Here is an 18,979-nt window from a genome sequence, read left to right on the forward strand (position 1 = left end):
GCGTCCCGGTCGGGCCCACACTGCTGGTCAGATGTCAGCTCGTGCCTGTTTACCCGGTCAGACCGTCACGGGGGTGCCGAGCATCGCGGAGGCGTGCTGCAGCGAGCCGGGGATGCCAAGAGGCGCGGCCTTGGGGAGGGCGCGGCAGGTGAAGCCGAGCTGAGTCATGGCCCGGAGGACTTCGGCGGCGCTGAAGTCACGGCGGTCCTGGCGGGTGATGACTTGGCCGACTTGCTTGACGGGGTAGTGACGGCGGCCGATGATCACCGATTCTCCGGTGACCGGTTCGGGCTTGATGTCCTTCATCGATTCCAGCACTCCGCCCTTGGTGAGCTCGAAGGGGAAGCGGGCGATGACGCAGCGCATGTGGCCTCACAGGGAGAGGGAAGAACGGTCCGAGCAGGGGCGACGCGTTTCAGCGGGTGGCGAGGATGCCCGGTGGCTGCCTTGCTCGTCTACGACTCGCAGAGCACCGAGCCGACGGGAGCGCATCGCGTGCTCGGCTTCGCCATCGTGGTCACGGGTGAGGTGGACGATCGGTGGTAGCCGAGAAGGTCGCGCAGGCGGACCCGGTCCGTGTGAACGCCGCTGTCGCGGACGGCGGTGAGGTCGGTTCGGGTCACCAGGCCGATGCGCTGGTCGTCCTGGTCGCAGACGACCAGTCGGCCCGTGCGTGCGGCGGCCATGACGGCCAGCGCCACCTCGACGCTCATGTCGTCACAGACCTGCGGTCCGGCTGCGTCCATGACCTCCACCGCCGTCCTGTGCACGCGGTTGGCGTCCGCCGAGACGGGCTGCATCTGGATCAGCGTCAAAGTGTGCCTCCTGCAGAGATGGATCAACTTGCCGATCACGAAGGTTCTAGGCCACCGCGTCGAGGACGGGCTGGCGTACGGGGGGCGCGGCGGAGCGCCGGGGAAGGGCGGCGTCGGCCTCGGGAGGAGCCGCTGCGCTTGGGGCGTTCGACCACCGGTGCGGTGATGACGACCGGGATGCCGGACGGGGCCTGGGCGCCGGTGATCCGGCTCAGGGCCTCGTCTCCCGGGCGGATCTGGGTAATCTGCGGCCGGATTCCGGCGTCCGACATGAGGCGGACCACGCCGCGGCGCTGGTTCGGTGTGACGAGGGTGACGACGCTGCCGGACTCGCCGGCGCGGGCGGTACGGCCGCTGCGGTGGAGGTAGTCCTTGTGGTCGGTCGGCGGATCGACGTTGACGACCAGGTCGAGGTTGTCGACGTGGATGCCGCGCGCCGCGACATTGGTTGCCACCAGCACGGTGACGTGCCCCGTCTTGAACTGCGCCAGCGTGCGGGTGCGCTGCGGCTGCGACTTGCCGCCGTGCAGCGCGGCGGCTCGTACCCCGCTGTTGAGCAGGTCCTGGGTCAGCCGGTCGACTGCGTGCTTGGTGTCCAGGAACATGATCACGCGGCCGTCGCGGGCGGCGATCTCGGTCGTGGCGGCGTGCTTGTCGGCGCCATGGACGTGCAGGACGTGGTGCTCCATCGTCGTGACCGTACCGGCTGAAGGGTCGACCGAATGCACGACGGGGTCGGTCAGATAGCGGCGAACCAGCAGGTCGACGTTACGGTCCAAGGTGGCGGAGAACAGCATCCGCTGCCCCTCCGGACGCACCTGGTCGAGCAGCGCGGTGACCTGCGGCATGAAACCCATGTCGGCCATCTGGTCGGCCTCGTCCAGCACCGTGATGCTCACGTGGTTCAGCCCGCAGTCGCCACGGTCGATGAGGTCCTTGAGCCGTCCGGGCGTCGCGACGACGACCTCGGCCCCGCCGCGCAGAGCGCCGGCCTGCCGGCCCATCGACATCCCGCCCACCACCGTGGCCAGCCGCAGCCCGACGGCACGGGCGTACGGTGTGAGCGCGTCGGTCACCTGCTGCGCCAGCTCACGCGTCGGTACCAGGATCAGCCCCAGCGGCCGGCGGGGCTCAGCACGCTGTCCAGCGGTACGGGCGAGCAGGGCGAGGCCGAAGGCGAGGGTCTTGCCTGAACCGGTGCGCCCGCGGCCCAGTACGTCACGGCCCGCCAGGGAGTTCGGTAGCGTCGCTCCCTGGATCGGGAACGGTGTGGTCACCCCCTGCTTGCCGAGTTCGGCCAGCAGCTGCTCGGGCATGCCGAGATCGGCGAACGCCTCGACAGCGGCCAACGCGGGGGTGATCGTCCTGGGCAGCGCGAACTCACCTTGCACTGCGGCTGGCCGGCGGCCGGAACCGCCGGACCGGGCAGGCCCGCCCGAACGGCGCGGTGCCTGCAAGCCCGTGCGACTGCCGCCCTCTCCGGCGTCGGCACCGCCGTGACGGGCGCGGGCGGAGCGATCGTTCGTGCGTGTGCGGTTCATGCGGAACCTTCCTCGATGTGGCACATATCAAGGAATTCCCGCGGCAATGAGCGGCATGGAGAATTACGAGTATGGACCGGTGGCAAGAAACAGTTTAGGGACGGCGGAAATATCCGGGGCACAGGTGCTGAAGGGGGACGCGATGGGGAGGCCAGATCCGGGCGTCGGCTGCGGCGCAGCCCTTCAGGATGCTCCGGCATCGCTGAAGGAGGAACCGCGCGTGGCGAGACTGCAGATTCCTCCGAGTCGCCCCGCAGTTGAAATTGCTGCGGGGGATGTGTGCAGCTGGGGCCCGCACCCCGAAGGATGCGGGCCCCAGCTACGGATTGCGCGTGAGCGTCAGGCCGGAACGATGTTCTCGGCAGTCGGGCCCTTCTGGCCCTGCGCGATGTCGAAGTTCACCTTCTGGCCCTCGAGCAGCTCACGGAAGCCCTGCGCGGCAATGTTCGAGTAGTGGGCGAACACGTCGGCGCCGCCACCGTCCTGCTCGATGAAGCCGAAGCCCTTTTCCGCATTGAACCACTTCACGGTACCAGTAGCCATGTCATATCTCCTTCGGGGCAGTACATCGGAATCCGCACTGCGCGGACGCCGGGTCGCCGCGATGATTACCCCGCCCGGAAATGACCGGAAATACAGAAGCACTCCCATCCGACAGAACCGGATGAGGTACTTGAAGTTCGGGAACCACAACTGCAACTGAGATCGACAGTAGCACACCGGAACGGCCCGTGCGCATTATGCAATTCCGCTCTGCTCAATGCGGCAAAAACCCTCACTACGCGACCCCGTCAAAGCCTCACTTCGCGAGCACAGATATTGTTCCACTCCGGGTGCTACGTTTCAGGAAGAGGAATCAACCCTGACCGCCAGGGGACGACGACGCACGCGGCTGTCTGCAGGACGGAAGTGGTGTACGGGTTCGACCTGATCCGGGGGTTTGCTCCGGCATCGGGATGAAGCCCGCATAGACGAACGGCCACCGTCTCCCTCTGCAACGCCGAATACGGGCAGGTCAGCGACGAACGCGTCAACCACCGCAACCCCACGCGAGTGGGACACCCGCGCCGGCACCGTCGAACTCGCCGTCCCCGAACGTGGGGGTGCGGGAGACCGGTCTGACCAGGTTGAAGACCTCGTGGGCTGCGTATCGCTTGAGGCATCGGATGATCGCACCGACTGGCCCAAACGCCGCTCATCGTTTCCAGCCGATCAGTGCTGGGGGTGTGGACGCACGTGGAACCGGGGGCGCTGCTGGGTGGTCGTGCCCGAAGCGAGCTGGCCGATCTCGACGCGCGTCCTGATGGCGCGAACCACTTCGGTCAGCCCGAGGATGATGGCCATGACGCCCGCCACCAGGGTGAGGGTCGCGATCGAGGCGAACGGCATGACGATCATCACGATGCCGGCCAGAGCACCGATGATCCCGAAGGCGACATGCCAGCCGCGGCCCGGCATGGCCGGGGCGGAGGCCGCAGCGGCCGTCTCCGTGGTGCCGCGCAGCAGCCAGCTGAAGCCGATCCACAGGGCGAGCAGGAGGATCGACTCGAGGGTGCCGCGGAAGCAGATCAGTCCCAGCAGGATCGAGGCCGCGCCGGTGATGAAGTGCAGGACGCGAAGGTGCCGTGGGACGTGGGTGCCGAAGGCGGCGGCGAGTTGGAAGACGCCGGTGGCCAGTAGGTAGACGCCGAAGAGAATGCCGACGACCCGTAGGGTCGCGCCCGGCCAGACCAGGGCGACGACGCCTAGGGCGATGGTGGCGAGGCCCATCGTGAGCAGGATCTGCCAGCCCATGTTCGCCAGGGCAGCCATGCCCTCGGCCAGGGGGCTCTCTTCTGGTTCGGTGCCGCGTGGCGGAACGGGACTTGGGGAATCAGCGGGGGATGTCATGGCACCTGCCTCCTTCTTGAAGCAGCGCTGTCGCATCGGTGCATGTCGGCCGGCACCCGACCACGCCGCACGTGCGGGTCGGTCGCGCTGGCGTCCGTACTCCGGCGTGGGGGTGATGACGGCGCGTCCTTGGATCTTGCCGTCGTGCAGGAGCTGATGCGCGCGATCGCCTCGTCGCCCGGGGGAAGCGCTTCGTCGGCTCCGATGTGCTTGGCGGTTTCCAGCTTCCCGGAGTCGGTGTCCACGGCGACGACGGTGGTCGCCGTGGTGAGCGCGCGCAGGATCTGGATGGTCATCTGGCCGAGACCGCCGGCCCCGATGACGACCGCGGTCGAGCCCGGTCCCAGCAGGTGCAGTGACCGTTTGACGGCGTGGTAGCTGGTCGGTCCGGCGTCGCTGAGGGGGGCGGCCTGGCGGGGATCGAGGGTGCCCGGGGGAATCAGGTACCGCGGTCCGGGGACGAGCAGGTACTCGGCCATCCCGCCGTCGTGACCGCCTCCCAGGCCCGGGCCCTGCCCCCCGAGCCTCTGGCAGTAGTTCTCCCGCCCCTGGCGGCAGGCGGCACAGATGCCACAGCCCCAGGAGCCGTAGACGATCACAGCGTCCCCGGGTGTGAACCCGGGGACGCCCGGTCCCAGCCGTTCCACCCATCCGGCGTTGTCGTGGCCGAGGGTGAAGGGCAGTTCGGTGGCGAGCCCTCGTGGTGGCCCGGGTGCCTCCATGATGTGCAGATCGGAGTGGCACGCACCGGCACCTGCGACCTTCACCAGGACCTGCCCCGGTCCGGCCTCGGGCACCGGCACCTCGCGCAGCTCCGGCGGTTTCCGCCGGCCGACGAGTTGAAAAGCCCGCATGGGATCCCTCACACACGTCCTGTCAGTCGCGGATGCCGTCGATGTCGACCATGACGTGCCGCGGTCCCCGGAAGATCTGGTTGTGCCGGTATGGCGGCGGGTCCTGGACGAGCCGGGGGTTGTCCACCCGGCGGACGAACTCGCCGACCGCCACCTGGACCTCGAGCCGGGCGAGCGGGGCGCCGAAGCAGAAGTGGATGCCCTGGCTGAATCCGAGGTGCTGGTTGTCGGGGCGTTCGAAATCGAGTTCGTCGGGGTCGGTGAACCGTTGCGGGTCGCGGTTGGCCGAGCCGTACGCCAGGAAGATCGGCGCCCCCTTGGGGATGGTGGTGCCGGCGATGTCGATGTCCTCCAGGGCGGAGCGGGTGTGCCAGAACTGCACCGACGACTCGAAGCGCAGCAGTTCCTCCACCGCGGGCACGATCAGTTCCGGTCGGCGGCGCAGCTCCTCCAGTGCGTCGGGGTGCCGTAGCAGGGTGAGGACGCTGTGGGCGATCAGGTTGACCGTGGTCTCGTGCCCCGCGAAGATCAGGAGCAGGGCGTTGCTCGCGAGCACGCCCTTGGACATCCGTTCTTCCTGGCCGTCCTCGTTCACCAAGGCTGAGAGCATGCCCGGACCGGGCTGGTCGGCGTACCGGTCGAGCAGCTCGGCTGCGAACTGCCCGAAGTCCTGCACGGCTTGCCGGGCCTCGGCCAGCCGGCTCCGGACCTCTTCGGAGGCGGCCTCGGGGCCGAAGTCCAGGGCGTCCAGGGCCGTTTCGATCCAGTGGTGGAAGCGCGGCTCGTCCTCCAGCGGTACGCCCAGAACCTTGCAGATCACCGTCACCGGCAGGGGGTAGGCGAAGTCGTCGACGGCATCGATCCGGGTCTTGCCCCTCATGTCGTCCAGGAGGCCGTCCACGAGGCGGCGGATGTCGGGTTCCAGGTCGGAGATCAGGTGAGGCGCATGGGGCGGGCCGGCGAAGTGCGGCATCATCGTGCGGCGGTCCCGGTCGTGCTCGGGTGGATCGCAGGTGATGATGTTCGGCTCTGTCAGCACCTGCCTGATCGGCTCGGCCGCCTGCTCCCCCGAGCCCTCGTCACGGGCCGCGGCCGGAGCGGGGCGCTTTCGTGGATCCGAACTCACCCGGGGGTCGTGGAGCAGCGTGACGATCTCCCGGTAGGTGCTGACGACGTAGGTGCCGTCCGGCTGGCGCGCCACCGGTGTCTTGCGGAGTTCCTCGTAGAAGGGGTACGGGTTGGCGCGGTTGGCGTAGCGCAGGGCCTGCTGCCAAGGGGTTTCCTCGACCACGAGGCTCCCCTCCTTCTTCCTGTCGGTGCTGTCCGCTTGCACGCTCGGCCCGCCGGACCGGGTCAGTGGCGCCGGGGCCGGAACTCGGCCGTCCGCTCGCTCGGGGCATGGCCGGTCAGGACGACATCGGGGATCGCCGTCGGGACCCTGGGGTCCGGGAACTCGGCCGGCATCGGCTTCATGTCGGGCGGCTGGTCCCAGCCCGGCGGCGGGGGCGGGAACGGACCGGACTGCTCGATCAGCTTCCCGTAGTACTCCAGCCACTTGCCGTGGTCGAAGGTCACGGCGGCGACAATGCGGCTCCGGTGCCCGTAAGCGGCGGCAAAACGCCGGTCGGCCACGGACCCCTGGGTGAAGACGATCTCGTCACCGAAAGGCGGCACGCCGACGGACTTGATGTTCACGCCGAACTGACCGGACCAGAACCCGGGCAGCAGCAGGTGTGGACGATAGTGGGGTTCGAGGTTCACCATGTTGTGGGCCGCGGCCTGGGCGCCGAGCACGGCGTTGTCCCAGTGCTCCATCGCGAGGAACTGGTACTCGTACAGCACATGCGGAGCGCGCGCCACGTCCCCTGCCACAAAGATGCTGTCGGTGACCACGCCGTTGATGTCGAAGGCGCGTCCCCCGGCGTCGCACCCCACCCCCCAGAAACCGGCCGCCAGGCCGGAGCCCTCCAGCCACTCCACGTTGCGGATCGACCCCAGCGAGGCCACGACCACATCGGCGTCGACGGTGGATCCGTCCGACAGATGTGCCCGCCGTACGTGCCCGCCGGAGTCGCCCTCCAGCGACGCCACGCCCAGCCCACAGCGCAGGTCCACACCGTGATCGCGCTGCAGCTGCGCGGCGATCTCCCCGATCACCCCGCCCAGCGCACCGACCAGCGGCGCCGAACCCCGTTCGACGACGGTCACCGGGAGGCCGAGCTCCCGGCAGACCGAGGCCACCTCCGAGCCGATGAACCCGGCGCCGATCACCAGCACCCGCGACGGCGGCTCTGCCAGCTCCTTCTGCAACTGTGCTGCATCATCACGCGAGCGAATCGTGTGTACCCCGTCCAGGGCGGCCTCGTCCGGGTGGGGCCACTGCCGCGCGCGGGTGCCCGTGGCGATCAGCAACCGGTCGTAGGGCACCTGCTCGCCATTGGCCAGACGCACCTGTTTGGTGTCCCGGTCCAGCCCGACAGCGGCTACCCCGAGCCGCCAGTCCGCATCCACTTCCCGCATACGGGGCAGCTTCGTGTGGTCGGCCGGCACCCAGCCCTTGAGCACCTGCTTGGACAGCGGCGGACGGTCATACGGCTCGTACGGCTCATCCCCGATGATGGTCAGGGAACCGGTGAAGCCCTCCTCACGCAAAGACTCCGCGGCCCGCAGCCCCGCCAGAGAAGCCCCCACGATGACGATCCGGCCGCTGGCCCGGAACGCGCGCACCAGCTCCGCGACCGTAGCCCGCAAGGTCATGGCGCCTCGCCCCGTTCCTCGCCGTCCGAGCGGTCGATCATGATCGCCTGCACCGGGCACGCCGCAGCGGCTCGCTCGACCTGCAGGCGCCGCTCGTCATCAGGGTTCGGCTCATAGGTGAGCGCCTCCTGACCGTTCAACCGGAAGACCTCGTGCGCAAGGTACACGCACTGTGCGTAGCCCTGACATCTGTTCAGGTCCACGACGATTCGCATGGGCGGGCTCCTTCGGGCAGGCGCGTTTCTCAGGAGGAGGCAGGAGACTCCCGCAACGTGCGGCCCCGTGATGGACCGCACGTCGCCACGCTCAGGGGATTTCTGGATCAGCGGCCGCCCCCACCACCGTGGCCTCCCCCACCACCGCCATAGCCGCCATGGTCACCGCCGCCGTAACCACCGTGGTCACCGCCGTAACCACCGTGGTCACCGCCGTAACCACCGTGGTCACCGCCATAGCCACCGTGGTCACCGCCGTAACCACCGTAGTCACCGCCATAGCCACCGTGGTCACCGCCGTAACCACCGTAGTCACCGTCGTCGCTCCACCAGCCGTGACCGCCGTGATCGCTGCTGTAGGAGCTGTCGTAGCCATGTTCCGTGGCGAAGGCGCTGCCCGCCGTGCCGATCGCCGCTGCACCGGTCAGCAGCAGGCCCGAAGCGGACAACGCGACCAGACGCCGAATGCGCTGTGCTCGCATGGGAATACCTTCCGTCTCCATCGTCTTTCGCGGGTCCCGTCAGGGAGGCGCGAGGCGGATGGCCGTCGCCGGGCCCGATAGCGGGGTACGGCGCGGTCTTCAGGTGTCACCGCAGCGGTATGGAAGGAACGACCTCTCCACCGGTCTCTCCAGGGCCCTGCGCGTCATTCGCTTGATCGGGCGTTGTGACCTGGAGGTCGGGAAGCCTGTGAGCAGAAGGCACAGGGCGTGTCGTTCGCTGCGGCCTCGCTCAGAAAGCCTAGTCCCGCTTGCGCTGCACGGCATGTCGAGCGAAACCTGCGTGTCCGGTCAACGGTGCGATGGGCGATATGCGGGCGGGATGGAATGACCGCACAGTGAAGTGCATGGTTGTGCGAGCGCGATGGGTGGACCAGGACCAGCAGAACCGGTGGCTGGTGTCGATCCCGATCGCGCTGATCGTGCTCATCACGGTCGCCGACGTCCACTCCCCCACCAGCATCCGCCTTGGGCCGCTCCTGGTGATCGCTCCCGCTCTGAACGTATCGGAGCACTGCAGATCCCCTGCCGCTGTCTGGCCGCCGAGGAAGAGACCCAGATCGGCGGCGACCTCTCCACCGCAACCCGCGCCGACCACGCCACCCGCCTGCTGATCGGTGACGTACGCGGCAAAGGCCTGGCCGCGGTCGGTGAAGCCGCCCTCCTGCTCAGCGCCTTCGGGCGCCCGGGTGGTGCCGCCGGCGCCTTGATACGCCTTGTCCGTCCAGCACTTCACCTCCGCGTCGCGGGGATGTAGCCACCGGCAGCACCCGTGTCGTGGCGAGCGCCGGGAACGGTGGGTGAGGCCGCCAGCAGTCGACCTGCCGCATCGGCGATGGCCTGCCACGCCGGGCTCGTCGGACATGGCGCGCCGACCCGGTCGGGAGCTACGGGGGAGCTGCGCACCGACCGGTGACCGGTCGGTGCGGGCTCGGTCTACCGGTTCGCGGCTTTGCGAGAGGCGATCCGGTTCGTGCGACCGACCGCGCGGCCCACGGCGTTGCGCACCGCGAGGCCCGGCCGGGTGCGGGGCACCATGAGCCTGGAGAGCAGGCCGACGCGTCGCTGCCGCGGGCCTACCTCACGGCGGAGCCGCGACTCGTAGGCGGTGAAGGCGCGGGCATGATCACCGGGATGGGCGGCGAGCTCTTCCGCGAGGGCGTACGCGCCCGCCATCGCCATGCTGGACCCGTCGCCCAGCAGGGCTGTCGCCGCCGCCGCGTCCCCGAGCAGTACGACCCGTCCGAGGGACCACGAGGGCACCCGGACGGTGGTCAGGGGGTCGAAGAACGGAGCCGGGTGGTCGAGGAACGCAGCCACGAGTTCCGGTGCCCGCCACCGCACGTCGGCGTAGGCGTCGGCCACGGTCTGCTTGTGAAGGGCGATGTTCTTGCGGTCGTGGGGCGCCAGCTGTGCGGCCCGGAAGGTGAAGATCGCGAGCGGAGTGGTCCGCGAGGGGTGGAGGACCAGCATCCGGTTCGGCACGGTCAGCATCGTCATCTCGGTCGGGTCCTCGATGGCGTCGGGTTCCAGCGGGACGGTCGCGCCGTACAGGCCCAGGTCGCCCGCGAACTGCCGCTCGGGGCCGAATACCAGGCGCCGTACGGTGGAGTGCATCCCGTCGGCACCGACTACCAAGTCGAAGCGCCGTGGCGCGGACCGCCGGAAGGTGACATCGACCCCACCTTCATCCTGGTCGAGAGCGGTGACCGTGTCGTCGAACAAGAACTCGGCCTCGGTCTGCGCCGACCGGTGGAGCACCTCGGACAGGTCGGCTCGGGTCACTTCGACCGTCGGCGCCTCGTCCGAGGTGAGCGGGAGTTGCAGGATTCGCCTGCCGCCGGGGTCGAGCAGGGTCAGCGACCGATTGCGGGTGGCGAGCCCGTGGAGCTGCGGGAGGATGCCCATGCGGTCGGCGACCGGGATCGCGGGCCCCTTCACGACGATCGCGCTGCCACCGGAGCGCAGTTGCCGGGCGTGTTCGACGACCGTTGGCCGGTATCCATTCCGGGAGAGCCAGTAGGCGAGTGCGGGCCCTGCGATTCCGGCACCGACTATCAGCACCTCGGGTTTCTTCATGACGATGACCTCTCGGAGCGTCGATGACCAGGTCCCCGGTGAGTGCCGGGGCCGGGGCTCAGGGCGCGGCGGCACGGGGCAGCGCAACCCTGGCCAGGTACGAAAAATTTCGTACCTCAGCAAAGCACGCCCTTCAGGTACGATGCAAGACGTACTCGAAGGAGGTGCGGCGTGGCCGGGAGGAACCTGGTTGGCCCGGAGGCCGATGCGCTCGATCTGGGTACGGTGTTTCGTGCCCTCGCCGACGAGCACCGTCGTTCGGTGTTGACGGAGTTGGCCGCCGACCGCAGCGACAGCGAGCGGGGCTGCAACTCGTTCAATCTTCCGATCTCGAAGCAGACCCAGACCCACCACTTCCGGGTCCTGCGCGAGGCAGGTCTCATTGACGAGATCGACTACGGCAACCGCAAGGGCGTCCGACTACGACGCGCGGACATCGAGAAGAGATTCCCCGGGCTGCTCACGCTCCTGGGCGCAGAGTCCCCGGGCGGTACCGCTCCTCGCTGAGCACAGCTGAGCACACCGGAGGGGAGTCCGAGTTGAGCCGCGAGCTCGGCCAGTCGGCGACCGGGCCGCCGCGAACAGCGTCGAGATCGCCTGCACCCCGACTAACAGCTCCTGGCTCAACCGCATCGAGGCCCAGTTCAGCGCCCTGCGCTACTTCGCCCTCGTCGGAACCGACCACGCCACCCACAAGGAACAGGGCAGCGTGATCCGCCGCTACATCATCTGGCGGAACAAGAACGCCGCCGACAAGTGCCTCACTGCCCTCGTCCACAGGGTGAACGCCGCCTGACCCGCGCCGCCAGCGTCTGTCTCGGGTCGTCAGGTCCGGGTCGGTGGCGCACTCATCGCTGCCGTCAGGAACGTGATCGCCCATCGCCGGGCCGCCTCGCCCGCTACCGGGGACGTGCAGCCCGGGGAGGGCTGCTGGTGGGCCTCGAGGCGGTCGACGGCCGCCACGGCAAGGATCCCCCGCATCCGGAACCGCAGCTCCTCCGGGGGCAGGCCGGGCAGTACGCGCGCGAAGGCTGCGAGGTAGCGCTCGCGGACCGTGTCCTCGCCCGGGCCGGTCCAGCTGCGCGCCTCCTCGGCCGGGTCGCTGAGGATCGTCACGATCAGCAGCGAGTACGGCCTGATCACCGTCTTCGTCCGCACCCACCAGGTGGACGCGGTGCTGGAATCACTCGCCGGCGTCCAAGGTGATGTGCTGTTCCTGCTCAACTGGGCAGCCGGCTCGGAAACGCTGGGCGCGGTGATCGGCCACGAACGGGTGCTGCTCGGCTTCCCCATGACGGGCGGCACGATGGACGGCGACGTGATCCGCTACCGCAAGAGCAGTTTCATCACCCGTCGGGTCGCGATGCCGATCGGCGAACCCGACGGCCGCACCACCCCGCGACTGGAACGGATCGTGGAGACGTTCCGTACTGCCGGGATCAACGCCAAGGCCGAGCCGCAGATGGACGCCTGGCTCAGGACGCACGCCGCATTCGAGGTGCCGCTCGGACAGGCGGTACACGCGGCGGGCGGCCCGGTAGCGCTGGCCGACGACCCGGACGCGGTCCGCGGCATGCTCCACCTCATGCGGCAGAACCTCGCCGCGATGGAGACGCCGCCGGTACCTCGCGCGTTCGCCGCGTTGCGGGCTCTGCCGCAAGGGCTCCTCATGGCCGTGCTCCGGCGCTTCCTGAAGAGCCCGACGACCGTGCACAGCGGACTCAACGACCCCTCGCCTGCCATGGCGGTCGAACTCGAGCAGCTGACCGAACAGCTCCGCGCCCCTGCGAGAGCCCGCTAAGCGACCCAGGACGGCGAAAACCTCAGGGTCAACCACCCGCCAGCCGCGTCCCCAACCTCACAGGGCAATACACCTAGCGCACGGCTCCGGCCGCGCATACGTCGGCGAGTGCCTGCCGTGCCAGCGGGCCGAAGCCCTCACTGTTGTCGGTGCCGACCCACTGGTCGTAGGCGATCTCCCAGGCGAGCGCGCCCAGGTGCGCGGCCACACGCGCGGTCAGGCTCGGGACTCCGCGGCGGTTGAGGGCCTCGATCATCGAGGCGGTGAGCTCGATCCTCTTCAGGGCTTCACGTTCGCGTAGTTCCGTATTGGCGTTGAGAACGGCCTGGCGCCGGCCGCTGAACTCGCGGCGGTCGGCGGTGAAGAATGTCCGGCCGAGCGCGTCGAGGGCCTCCGCCACCGTGTCGAGCGGCCCGGACTCCGCCGGCGCCGAGGCGATCCCTTCGACGAGCAGACCGGCTACCGTGCCCCCGCCGAAGAGCACCTCGCGCTTGTCCGGGAAGTACCGGAAGAAGGTGCTCTTGGTGAGCCCGGCGTGCTCCGCGATCTCGATCACGGTCGTGTTCTCGTAGCCCTGTTCCTCGAAGAGGTCGAGGGCAGCGGCGGCGAGTCGTCCTGGTGCGTCGGGTTGCCAGCGGGCCATGGAAACAGTGTACGGGACTTTGTCCCATCACTGGTGTACGGTCGATAAGACCAAGTCCCATCACTGGCCAGGAGAGGTCACCGATGAGTAAAGCTGTCCGCTACCGGCGATTCGGCGGTCCCGAAGTACTCGAACTGCAGGAGATACCCGAGCCGCACGCCGCACCCGACGAGGTTCGCGTCCGGGTCACAGCCGCCGGGCTGAATCCGATGGATTGGCAGATCACCACCCAGCCCGACATGGCGGCGCGGTTCGGCATCTCACTGCCGGCCGGGTTCGGCAGCGACTTCGCCGGAGTGGTGGACGAAGTGGGCGCCGAAGCCACCGGATTCGCGGCCGGGAACCGGGTGTACGGGGCGGCGATTGGCCGGTCCGTCGCCGATTTCGTGCTGGTCAAGACCCCCGCCGCAGACCTGTGGCCCACCCCGGATGGCATCAGTGACGAGGTGGCGGCCACACTTCCGGTGGCCGGCCTGACGGCCTCCGCCGCGCTCGCCGCGATCGAACTCCGCGCCGGGGACACCGTCCTGATCGGTGGAGCGGCGGGTGGCGTGGGCATCTTCGCCGTGCAGCTGGCGAAGCTCACGGGTGCCCGGGTGCTCGGCACCGCCTCCGAGCGCACTTTCGGATTCCTGCGCGGGCTCGGCGCCGAACCCGTGGCGTACGGCCCAGGCCTGGCGGACCGGGTGCGGGGCCTGGCGCCCGAGGGGATCACCGCCGTAACCGACCTGTTCGGAAGGGAGGCGGCCGAGACCGCCCTCGAGCTCGGCGTGGCACCCGAGCGGATCTCCGTCGTAGCCGACGGCCCCGCCCCGCCGCCCGGTGTCCGCAAGGCGGGCGCCCTCGACGCGGGTCCGGGCGCCCTGAAACGGATCGTCGACGCGATCCATGCCGGCGAGATCACGGTTCCGATCGCGGCGACCTTCCCGGTCGAGCAGATCCGCGAAGCCGTGACGAGGCAGGCCGAGAGGCACGTTCACGGCAAAATCGTGATCGCCCTGTGAACCGGCACGAGGTGGACTCGGCGACCAGGACCCACTTTCGCAACAAGCCCTAGCTCGATCTTCAACCTGTAGGGCGGGGTTTCGGGGTGGTTGTCTTCTTCTTCCATCGTTTCGCTGGCTGTGCTTTCTTGGGTGTGTGCACGTCGTGGCGGGGTGCGGGGTGGGTGTTTTTCCGGCCCGGTGGCCGGCCCGGACCGGGGAGGGTGGGTTCCGGAGCTCTGGCCGGGCAGGCGGCCTGTGGGCGGATGTGCCGGAAGTCGCGGCGGACGCGGGCGGGAGTGAGGCAGTCCGGAGGGCTAGGTTTCTCCCAAGGACGGCGCCGGTCGGCTGCCGAATGTCGAGCTGCACCGATTCGCGCACGAGTCCGCCCAGCTCCTCGCGCGTCGTCGCCGGTCGCTCCCTGCTCGTCGGCAGGGCGACCCGAAGCTCCGTGACGTGGCTGCCGCGATCACGCAGCTCGTCGCCGATCGGGTCAACGGTGACGGTCTGCCCTCGGAGGCCGTTGCCGAAGACAGCGCAATGCTTCTCCGGGCCATGGGAGTCGATCGGCCCGCGGGAGAACGTGAACAGGTGAAGAGCCTGATCATCGCAGACGCGCTCAAGGGTGGACTTCCTGAACTCGACGTCAGTGCCTACCCGAAGGGAGCCGATGAGAGGGTGGCTGCCCTGGAGCAGCGAACGTATCGCGAGATCTGTGAAGTCGCCCTCATCGTGCACTTCGTGGCGCGGACGATCAGGAATCGCAGGCTCTCGCTCACGCTCCTGCCGGGTAGCCAATTGGTCAACCGCACGGCGCTCCTCTACGCGACAGACCCGTGGCTCCACCAGTGGATGACCGTCCTGGAACACGCCATCGGACCGCAGGGCCCGGCCAATGTCGTACCGGGCAAGTCGCTCAATCGGTGGGCCGCCTGACTCACGCCTGCCCCACCATCCCAGCACCTGCAGGCGTCCCACGTTGTGGCGGCTTCGCGGAGGTCCTCCACGTCCGGCTTCACGTACCACTTCTTGGTGGTCTTGACGTTCGTGTGTCCGGCCCACCGGGCAAGGATGTGATCCGGCACGCCGTTGGTTCCAAACGTCCCATGACGTTGACGGGTTGACTTCGGCCCTGAAGCAGTGGCCTGTCTCCGGGGGCTCGGGGGCCCTCGGAGGCAGGTCACTTCAACCTCCCCCCTTCTGTTTCGGAAAGGCGTATCCAATGGCATGGGTGAACAGGATCGCTCAGCTTGCCGGGCATGAGCCGCTTGGCCTGGACAGCGATTGGGGGACCGTCGAGCAGGAGATTGGTGCGACGCTCCCGGGGGACTTCAAGCAACTGGTGGAAACATTCGGCATGGGGGTCTTCGGCGAGTACCTTTACCCTCTCGGGGACACATCGGGAGAATTTAGCATTTCTGGCAATTTGTCCATGCTCAGGCAGACGCTGAGTCGTCATCCGGACGCGACCAGTGTTTATCGCCCCTACGCGGTATTTGAACCCGGCAAGGAAGGGCTGCTTTCGTGGGCTCAGTCCACGGCGGAGGAAGCCGAGTTCTACTGGCTTGCTCAGGACGGGGAGAATTCGGACCGATGGCCGATCGTGGCACGCGTCGATTCGACCGACGATTGGCATCGTTTCGATATGCCGGTGTCCGAATTCATTTTCCGGATGCTGACCGATGACAGTGTCCACCCGTTCGGTGTTCCGACGGATCTGGGGTTGCCGCCGTTCAGGGCCTGGTGACATCGATGAGGCACGGGCCTCCGCGCGGTCCCCGCACGAACGTCGCTCCCGTGCTTCCTCGGGATCCTGCGAGAAGAGATGATCGATGCGCCCGAAGCGCGGCACCTGCTGAGACTTGGGGACCGCGAGGACATAGCCCAGGCCGGTCTCCTCCAGCATGCGGCGCAGCCGCCACTCCTGGCCGTAGGCGGCATCCACGGCCACCCAGGCGATCGGCAGCGGCGAGGCGATCGCCCGCAGCACCATGGCCCTGGCCAGGTCGGGCTTGGTGGCGAAGGCACGTTCGTCGGGGATGTGGGCGGCGCGGCAGCGCTCGCGGTCGTCGGTCCAGGACGTGGGCAGATACAACTCCCGGTCCACCAGGGCCCGCCCGCGCGTGGTGGCGTTCCAGCTCGTCATGAACGGCCACACCGTCACCGGACACCTGGCCGGGAGCCCCCGCGAGACGGAAGAGGCGATGCGGTTCGCCGTCACCAACGGGGTACGGCCCATGGTCGAGCGCATGCCCTTGGAGCAGGTCGGTGAAGCCGTGACCCGGCTGCGGTCCGGTGGACCTCGCTTCCGCGTCGTCCTCGACACCGCTGGCGTCGAGTAGTCGGGCTCTCCCCCACGCCCGGCGCCCCTGGGAAGGCGTAACGGACTCGCCTGGCCACGCCCACGCGGCACATCCGAACCGGATGCCGCACACCGACCCACCCGACGGCAGCGGGGGTTCGACAGACCAGAAGGGGAATCAGACATGTCCCACCGGGACAGCCACGACGTGCTCGTGGTCGGCGCGGGCGCCTCCGGACTCGCCGCGGCCACCGCCCTGCACGCCGCCGGGCGCGACACGGTCTGTCTGGAGGCCCGTGACCGCATCGGCGGACGCCTGCTCTCCGCCGCCGCATCGCACTGCGAGCGCGCGCTCGATCTCGGCGCCACCTGGTTCTGGGACGGCGAGGAGCGGGTACGGACCTGACCGCGCTCAGCGGCATCGGGACCTTCGACCAGCACCTCGCCGGCGACACCATGCTCCAGGACACCTCTGGCACACGCCGCCTCGCCGGCAACCTGGTCGATGCCCCCTCCCACCGGTTCGCCGCCGGAGCCCAGAGCATCGCCGCCGCCCTCGCCTCCGAGCTGCCCACAGCTCGTGCGGCTCTTCGGCCAGGCCGCCGCCACTCCTGAGGCTCTGCACGTGCAGAACTGGAGCACCCAGCGGTAGACCTCCCCGTCGCAGGTGCGGCACCTGGCCGACTACTCGCTCTTCGGCCACTCCCTTTACCAGCAGCCGGTGCTCGACGGCCGTCTGCACTGGGCCTCGACCGAGGCGGCGACCGAGTACGCCGGACACATCGAAGGCGCCCTCGCCGCCGGGGAACGGGCGGCCCGAGCCGTTCTGGCGGCTGTTCACCCAGCTGTTGACCTACCGGGGAGTACCTACCGGGGAGTCTGCCCGCATCAAGCCTGTAGGCGGCGGTGCCTCCGCGAACTGATCACGCGGCGTGCGGCCGTGCCGGACATTCCGGATTCCGGATGAAGCGTGCAGCACCCGGCGCCTTGCGAGAAGGCCCCAGTCCCGGCCCCCCTGCCGTAACGACCCCATCAGGACGAGCGTCAGTTGAGCGTCGGCGCGGTCGGCCACCCTCCTCGTCGACGGAGGGAGGCGACCGCACCGCAGTGCGTCAGGGGCGGCAGGACGGCCGGACGCTGAGCAGTTCGGTCCGCAGCACGGGCGTGCCGTCGACAGGCGCCGGTTCCTGCGTAGTCGGCTCGATTCCGCCGGCGGCGATCTTGTCGAGCGTCTTCAGGCCGGCGGTACCGACCGTGCCGAACACCGTGTAGTTCGGTCGCAGCGCGGAGTCGCCGTAGACGACGAAGAACTGCGAACCGTTCGTGTTCGGACCGGCGTTGGCCATCGCCAGCAGGCCGCGCCCGTAAAGGCGGCGGACGCCGGTCGGATCGCTCGGTGCCGGCGGCAGGTCCACCGGCAGCTCGTCCTTGTACTCGTACCCCGGACCACCCTCGCCGGTGCCGGTCGGGTCGCCGCACTGCAAGACCTTCAGCGTCGGATACGCCGTCAGCCGATGGCACACCGTACGGTCGTAGAACCGGTGCCGTGCCAGGTGCGCGAAGCTCTGGACCGTGCACGGCGCCTTCGCCCGGTCCAGGCGCAGCGGGAGCGGGCCCTGGCTGGTCGGGACAGCCATGTCGACCGTGCCGTGACCGGGGGTGTGCCGCGGGTCCGGCGGCAGGGGAACCGGCCGCGCTGCCGGGTCGTCCGGTGTCCGGGTGTACTGGCAGGGACCGTGCGTGGTTCGCGGCGGGGCATCGGAAGCGGAGGCAGTGGTGCTGCCCCCGGACACGACCAACGCCGCCGCCACTGCGGTCATGAGAGCTCGGCTCATCCTGCACACCCTCCAAAAGATCGTCAGATTTCGGAGCGGTCGCAGTCTAGAACGCGGTCCGGCGGGCGAGTACCCGTCCGCAAGCCACATCAGCCCCCAGCCTTCGGTCCGGCCGCAGGCCACTTCGTATCCGGGCGCTTCGCACCGGCTCGTCGCCGGATTCGCCCGCCCAGGCCCTGGCGCGGCCGCTGAGCACGGCCCACGCGGCAGCCTGTGTGTCGACCGGGTCCGACTTGCCGGGCAGACGGCGGACCGTGCGGCCGGAACGGTTCACCTCGTCTCCGCCTCCCGTGCCGAAGGAGCGCGGGCCCCGCTGGGACGGCAACGCCAACAATGGCAGCAACGGGAACAACGGGAACGGGAACAACGGCAACGGCAACGGCTGACAGGCCCGCCTGGAGGCGCAGAGGTCGCAACGGCGGGCTCCCGCTCGGATTCGGCCGCGAAGCCCCGCTCAACGTGACACCGTCGAACGCTGCATCAACCGCCTCAGGCAGTGGCCGACCGCCACGGGTCCACCGCTGCGGCCTCCTCATCGCGGGCATCGTCCTCTGTCCGCCCGCTGAGGAACAGCCGGCTCACGCTCCCGCCGGGGCGGCCCGCGGCCGACGGGTCACAGGTCGGCAGGTCGGTCAGGTCGGCAGGTCGGTCAGGTCGGCAGGTCGGTCAGGATGCTCCTATGCTTGTCAAGCTGCAGGAGCGAGGTCGGTTTGGGTGATTCGTTCGGTTGGTGTGGCGGTCAGAGCGCGGTAGACCTCGCGGGC

The 18,979-nt window shown here is 69.0% G+C and carries 23 protein-coding genes and 3 pseudogenes; 9 read left to right on the forward strand and 17 right to left on the reverse strand.

Translation table 11 applies throughout. From position 1 onward, the window contains the following. Positions 1-57: 57 nt before the first annotated feature. The 12 genes from ACFC02_RS35795 to ACFC02_RS35850 all read right to left on the reverse strand — a co-directional run bounded on the left by ACFC02_RS35795 (position 58) and on the right by ACFC02_RS35850 (position 10,651). Positions 58-366: an SCO5918 family protein gene (locus tag ACFC02_RS35795; protein WP_376366284.1), complete on the reverse strand. Its 309-nt coding sequence runs from the start codon at positions 364-366 to the stop codon at positions 58-60. A gap of 89 nt (positions 367-455) precedes the next feature. Continuing rightward, a complete protein-coding gene (locus ACFC02_RS35800; protein ID WP_376366286.1) occupies positions 456-815 on the reverse strand; it encodes a CBS domain-containing protein in 360 nt (119 codons plus the stop codon). A 35-nt stretch (positions 816-850) separates the two neighbouring features. After that, a complete protein-coding gene (locus ACFC02_RS35805) occupies positions 851-2,356 on the reverse strand; it encodes a DEAD/DEAH box helicase (RefSeq protein ID WP_376366288.1) in 1,506 nt (501 codons plus the stop codon). A gap of 339 nt (positions 2,357-2,695) precedes the next feature. Further along, on the reverse strand, positions 2,696-2,899 hold the full coding sequence (locus ACFC02_RS35810) for a cold-shock protein (RefSeq protein WP_042169227.1): 204 nt from the start codon (positions 2,897-2,899) through the stop codon (positions 2,696-2,698). A 669-nt stretch (positions 2,900-3,568) separates the two neighbouring features. Next, complete coding sequence (locus ACFC02_RS35815) at positions 3,569-4,246, reverse strand: HdeD family acid-resistance protein (protein ID WP_376366290.1); 678 nt, start codon at positions 4,244-4,246, stop codon at positions 3,569-3,571. Beyond that, entirely contained in the window at positions 4,243-5,100 is an 858-nt protein-coding gene (locus ACFC02_RS35820) for an alcohol dehydrogenase catalytic domain-containing protein (RefSeq protein WP_376366292.1), read from the reverse strand. The genes ACFC02_RS35815 and ACFC02_RS35820 overlap by 4 nt, the downstream gene beginning before the upstream one ends. A 22-nt stretch (positions 5,101-5,122) precedes the next feature. Beyond that, positions 5,123-6,391 carry a cytochrome P450 gene (locus tag ACFC02_RS35825; RefSeq protein WP_376366294.1) on the reverse strand — a complete coding sequence of 423 codons (1,269 nt, stop codon included), beginning with the start codon at positions 6,389-6,391 and terminating at the stop codon, positions 5,123-5,125. A 62-nt stretch (positions 6,392-6,453) separates the two neighbouring features. Beyond that, on the reverse strand, positions 6,454-7,857 hold the full coding sequence (locus ACFC02_RS35830) for an NAD(P)/FAD-dependent oxidoreductase (protein WP_376366296.1): 1,404 nt from the start codon (positions 7,855-7,857) through the stop codon (positions 6,454-6,456). Further along, on the reverse strand, positions 7,854-8,072 hold the full coding sequence (locus tag ACFC02_RS35835) for a ferredoxin (protein WP_376366298.1): 219 nt from the start codon (positions 8,070-8,072) through the stop codon (positions 7,854-7,856). Before ACFC02_RS35835 ends, ACFC02_RS35830 begins: the two co-directional genes overlap by 4 nt. 107 nt (positions 8,073-8,179) lie before the next feature. After that, positions 8,180-8,554, reverse strand: coding sequence for a hypothetical protein (locus ACFC02_RS35840; RefSeq protein WP_376366300.1), 375 nt, complete (start codon positions 8,552-8,554; stop codon positions 8,180-8,182). Positions 8,555-8,813: 259 nt separating this feature from the next. After that, complete coding sequence (locus tag ACFC02_RS35845) at positions 8,814-9,308, reverse strand: hypothetical protein (RefSeq protein WP_376366302.1); 495 nt, start codon at positions 9,306-9,308, stop codon at positions 8,814-8,816. Between the two features lie 200 nt (positions 9,309-9,508). Next, the gene (locus ACFC02_RS35850; protein ID WP_376366304.1) at positions 9,509-10,651 is read right to left on the reverse strand and encodes an FAD-dependent monooxygenase; all 1,143 of its coding nucleotides are present in this window, start codon (positions 10,649-10,651) and stop codon (positions 9,509-9,511) included. Between the two features lie 171 nt (positions 10,652-10,822). Here ACFC02_RS35850 and ACFC02_RS35855 point away from each other — a divergent pair, with 171 nt between their 5' ends. Together ACFC02_RS35855 and ACFC02_RS35860 are read left to right on the forward strand one after the other, a co-directional pair. Then, positions 10,823-11,158, forward strand: a complete 336-nt coding sequence (locus ACFC02_RS35855; protein ID WP_376366306.1) for an ArsR/SmtB family transcription factor — start codon at positions 10,823-10,825, stop codon at positions 11,156-11,158. 40 nt (positions 11,159-11,198) lie between these two features. After that, positions 11,199-11,447 (forward strand): annotated as a pseudogene (locus ACFC02_RS35860) (hypothetical protein); the annotation flags it as partial. Between the two features lie 29 nt (positions 11,448-11,476). Here the strand turns inward: ACFC02_RS35860 and ACFC02_RS35865 are convergent. Further along, positions 11,477-11,809 carry a hypothetical protein gene (locus ACFC02_RS35865; protein WP_376366308.1) on the reverse strand — a complete coding sequence of 111 codons (333 nt, stop codon included), beginning with the start codon at positions 11,807-11,809 and terminating at the stop codon, positions 11,477-11,479. A gap of 16 nt (positions 11,810-11,825) precedes the next feature. Here ACFC02_RS35865 and ACFC02_RS35870 point away from each other — a divergent pair, with 16 nt between their 5' ends. Then, on the forward strand, positions 11,826-12,452 hold the full coding sequence (locus ACFC02_RS35870; protein WP_376366310.1) for a ketopantoate reductase family protein: 627 nt from the start codon (positions 11,826-11,828) through the stop codon (positions 12,450-12,452). Between the two features lie 73 nt (positions 12,453-12,525). Here ACFC02_RS35870 and ACFC02_RS35875 read toward each other — a convergent pair whose 3' ends face one another. Continuing rightward, the gene (locus ACFC02_RS35875; protein WP_376366312.1) at positions 12,526-13,095 is read right to left on the reverse strand and encodes a TetR/AcrR family transcriptional regulator; all 570 of its coding nucleotides are present in this window, start codon (positions 13,093-13,095) and stop codon (positions 12,526-12,528) included. Positions 13,096-13,178: 83 nt separating this feature from the next. Here ACFC02_RS35875 and ACFC02_RS35880 point away from each other — a divergent pair, with 83 nt between their 5' ends. Next, entirely contained in the window at positions 13,179-14,099 is a 921-nt protein-coding gene (locus ACFC02_RS35880) for an NADP-dependent oxidoreductase (protein ID WP_376366314.1), read from the forward strand. A 61-nt stretch (positions 14,100-14,160) separates the two neighbouring features. Here the strand turns inward: ACFC02_RS35880 and ACFC02_RS35885 are convergent. Beyond that, positions 14,161-14,442 (reverse strand): annotated as a pseudogene (locus tag ACFC02_RS35885) (transposase); the annotation flags it as partial. Positions 14,443-14,534: 92 nt separating this feature from the next. Between ACFC02_RS35885 and ACFC02_RS35890 the strand changes: the two are divergent. Together ACFC02_RS35890 and ACFC02_RS35895 are read left to right on the forward strand one after the other, a co-directional pair. Beyond that, positions 14,535-15,014 carry a hypothetical protein gene (locus ACFC02_RS35890; RefSeq protein ID WP_376366316.1) on the forward strand — a complete coding sequence of 160 codons (480 nt, stop codon included), beginning with the start codon at positions 14,535-14,537 and terminating at the stop codon, positions 15,012-15,014. A gap of 295 nt (positions 15,015-15,309) precedes the next feature. Next, on the forward strand, positions 15,310-15,825 hold the full coding sequence (locus ACFC02_RS35895; protein WP_376366324.1) for a hypothetical protein: 516 nt from the start codon (positions 15,310-15,312) through the stop codon (positions 15,823-15,825). A gap of 156 nt (positions 15,826-15,981) precedes the next feature. On the opposite strand, the pseudogene ACFC02_RS35900 reads toward ACFC02_RS35895, so the two are convergent. Continuing rightward, positions 15,982-16,185 (reverse strand): annotated as a pseudogene (locus ACFC02_RS35900) (transposase); the annotation flags it as partial. Between ACFC02_RS35900 and ACFC02_RS35905 the strand changes: the two are divergent. From ACFC02_RS35905 to ACFC02_RS35915, 3 genes are all read left to right on the forward strand, one after another. Then, complete coding sequence (locus tag ACFC02_RS35905; protein WP_376366326.1) at positions 16,094-16,420, forward strand: hypothetical protein; 327 nt, start codon at positions 16,094-16,096, stop codon at positions 16,418-16,420. The pseudogene ACFC02_RS35900 and the gene ACFC02_RS35905 overlap by 92 nt on opposite strands. 144 nt (positions 16,421-16,564) lie before the next feature. Beyond that, the gene (locus ACFC02_RS35910; protein WP_376366318.1) at positions 16,565-16,786 is read left to right on the forward strand and encodes an FAD-dependent oxidoreductase; all 222 of its coding nucleotides are present in this window, start codon (positions 16,565-16,567) and stop codon (positions 16,784-16,786) included. A 261-nt stretch (positions 16,787-17,047) separates the two neighbouring features. Beyond that, positions 17,048-17,347, forward strand: coding sequence for an FAD-dependent oxidoreductase (locus ACFC02_RS35915; protein WP_376366320.1), 300 nt, complete (start codon positions 17,048-17,050; stop codon positions 17,345-17,347). A 145-nt stretch (positions 17,348-17,492) separates the two neighbouring features. On the opposite strand, the gene ACFC02_RS35920 is transcribed toward ACFC02_RS35915, so the two are convergent. After that, positions 17,493-18,017: a peptidylprolyl isomerase gene (locus ACFC02_RS35920; protein ID WP_376366322.1), complete on the reverse strand. Its 525-nt coding sequence runs from the start codon at positions 18,015-18,017 to the stop codon at positions 17,493-17,495. Positions 18,018-18,979: the final 962 nt, after the last annotated feature.

This window comes from Streptomyces sp. NPDC056160, assembly GCF_042268205.1.
Taxonomy (GTDB): Bacteria; Actinomycetota; Actinomycetes; order Streptomycetales; family Streptomycetaceae; genus Streptomyces.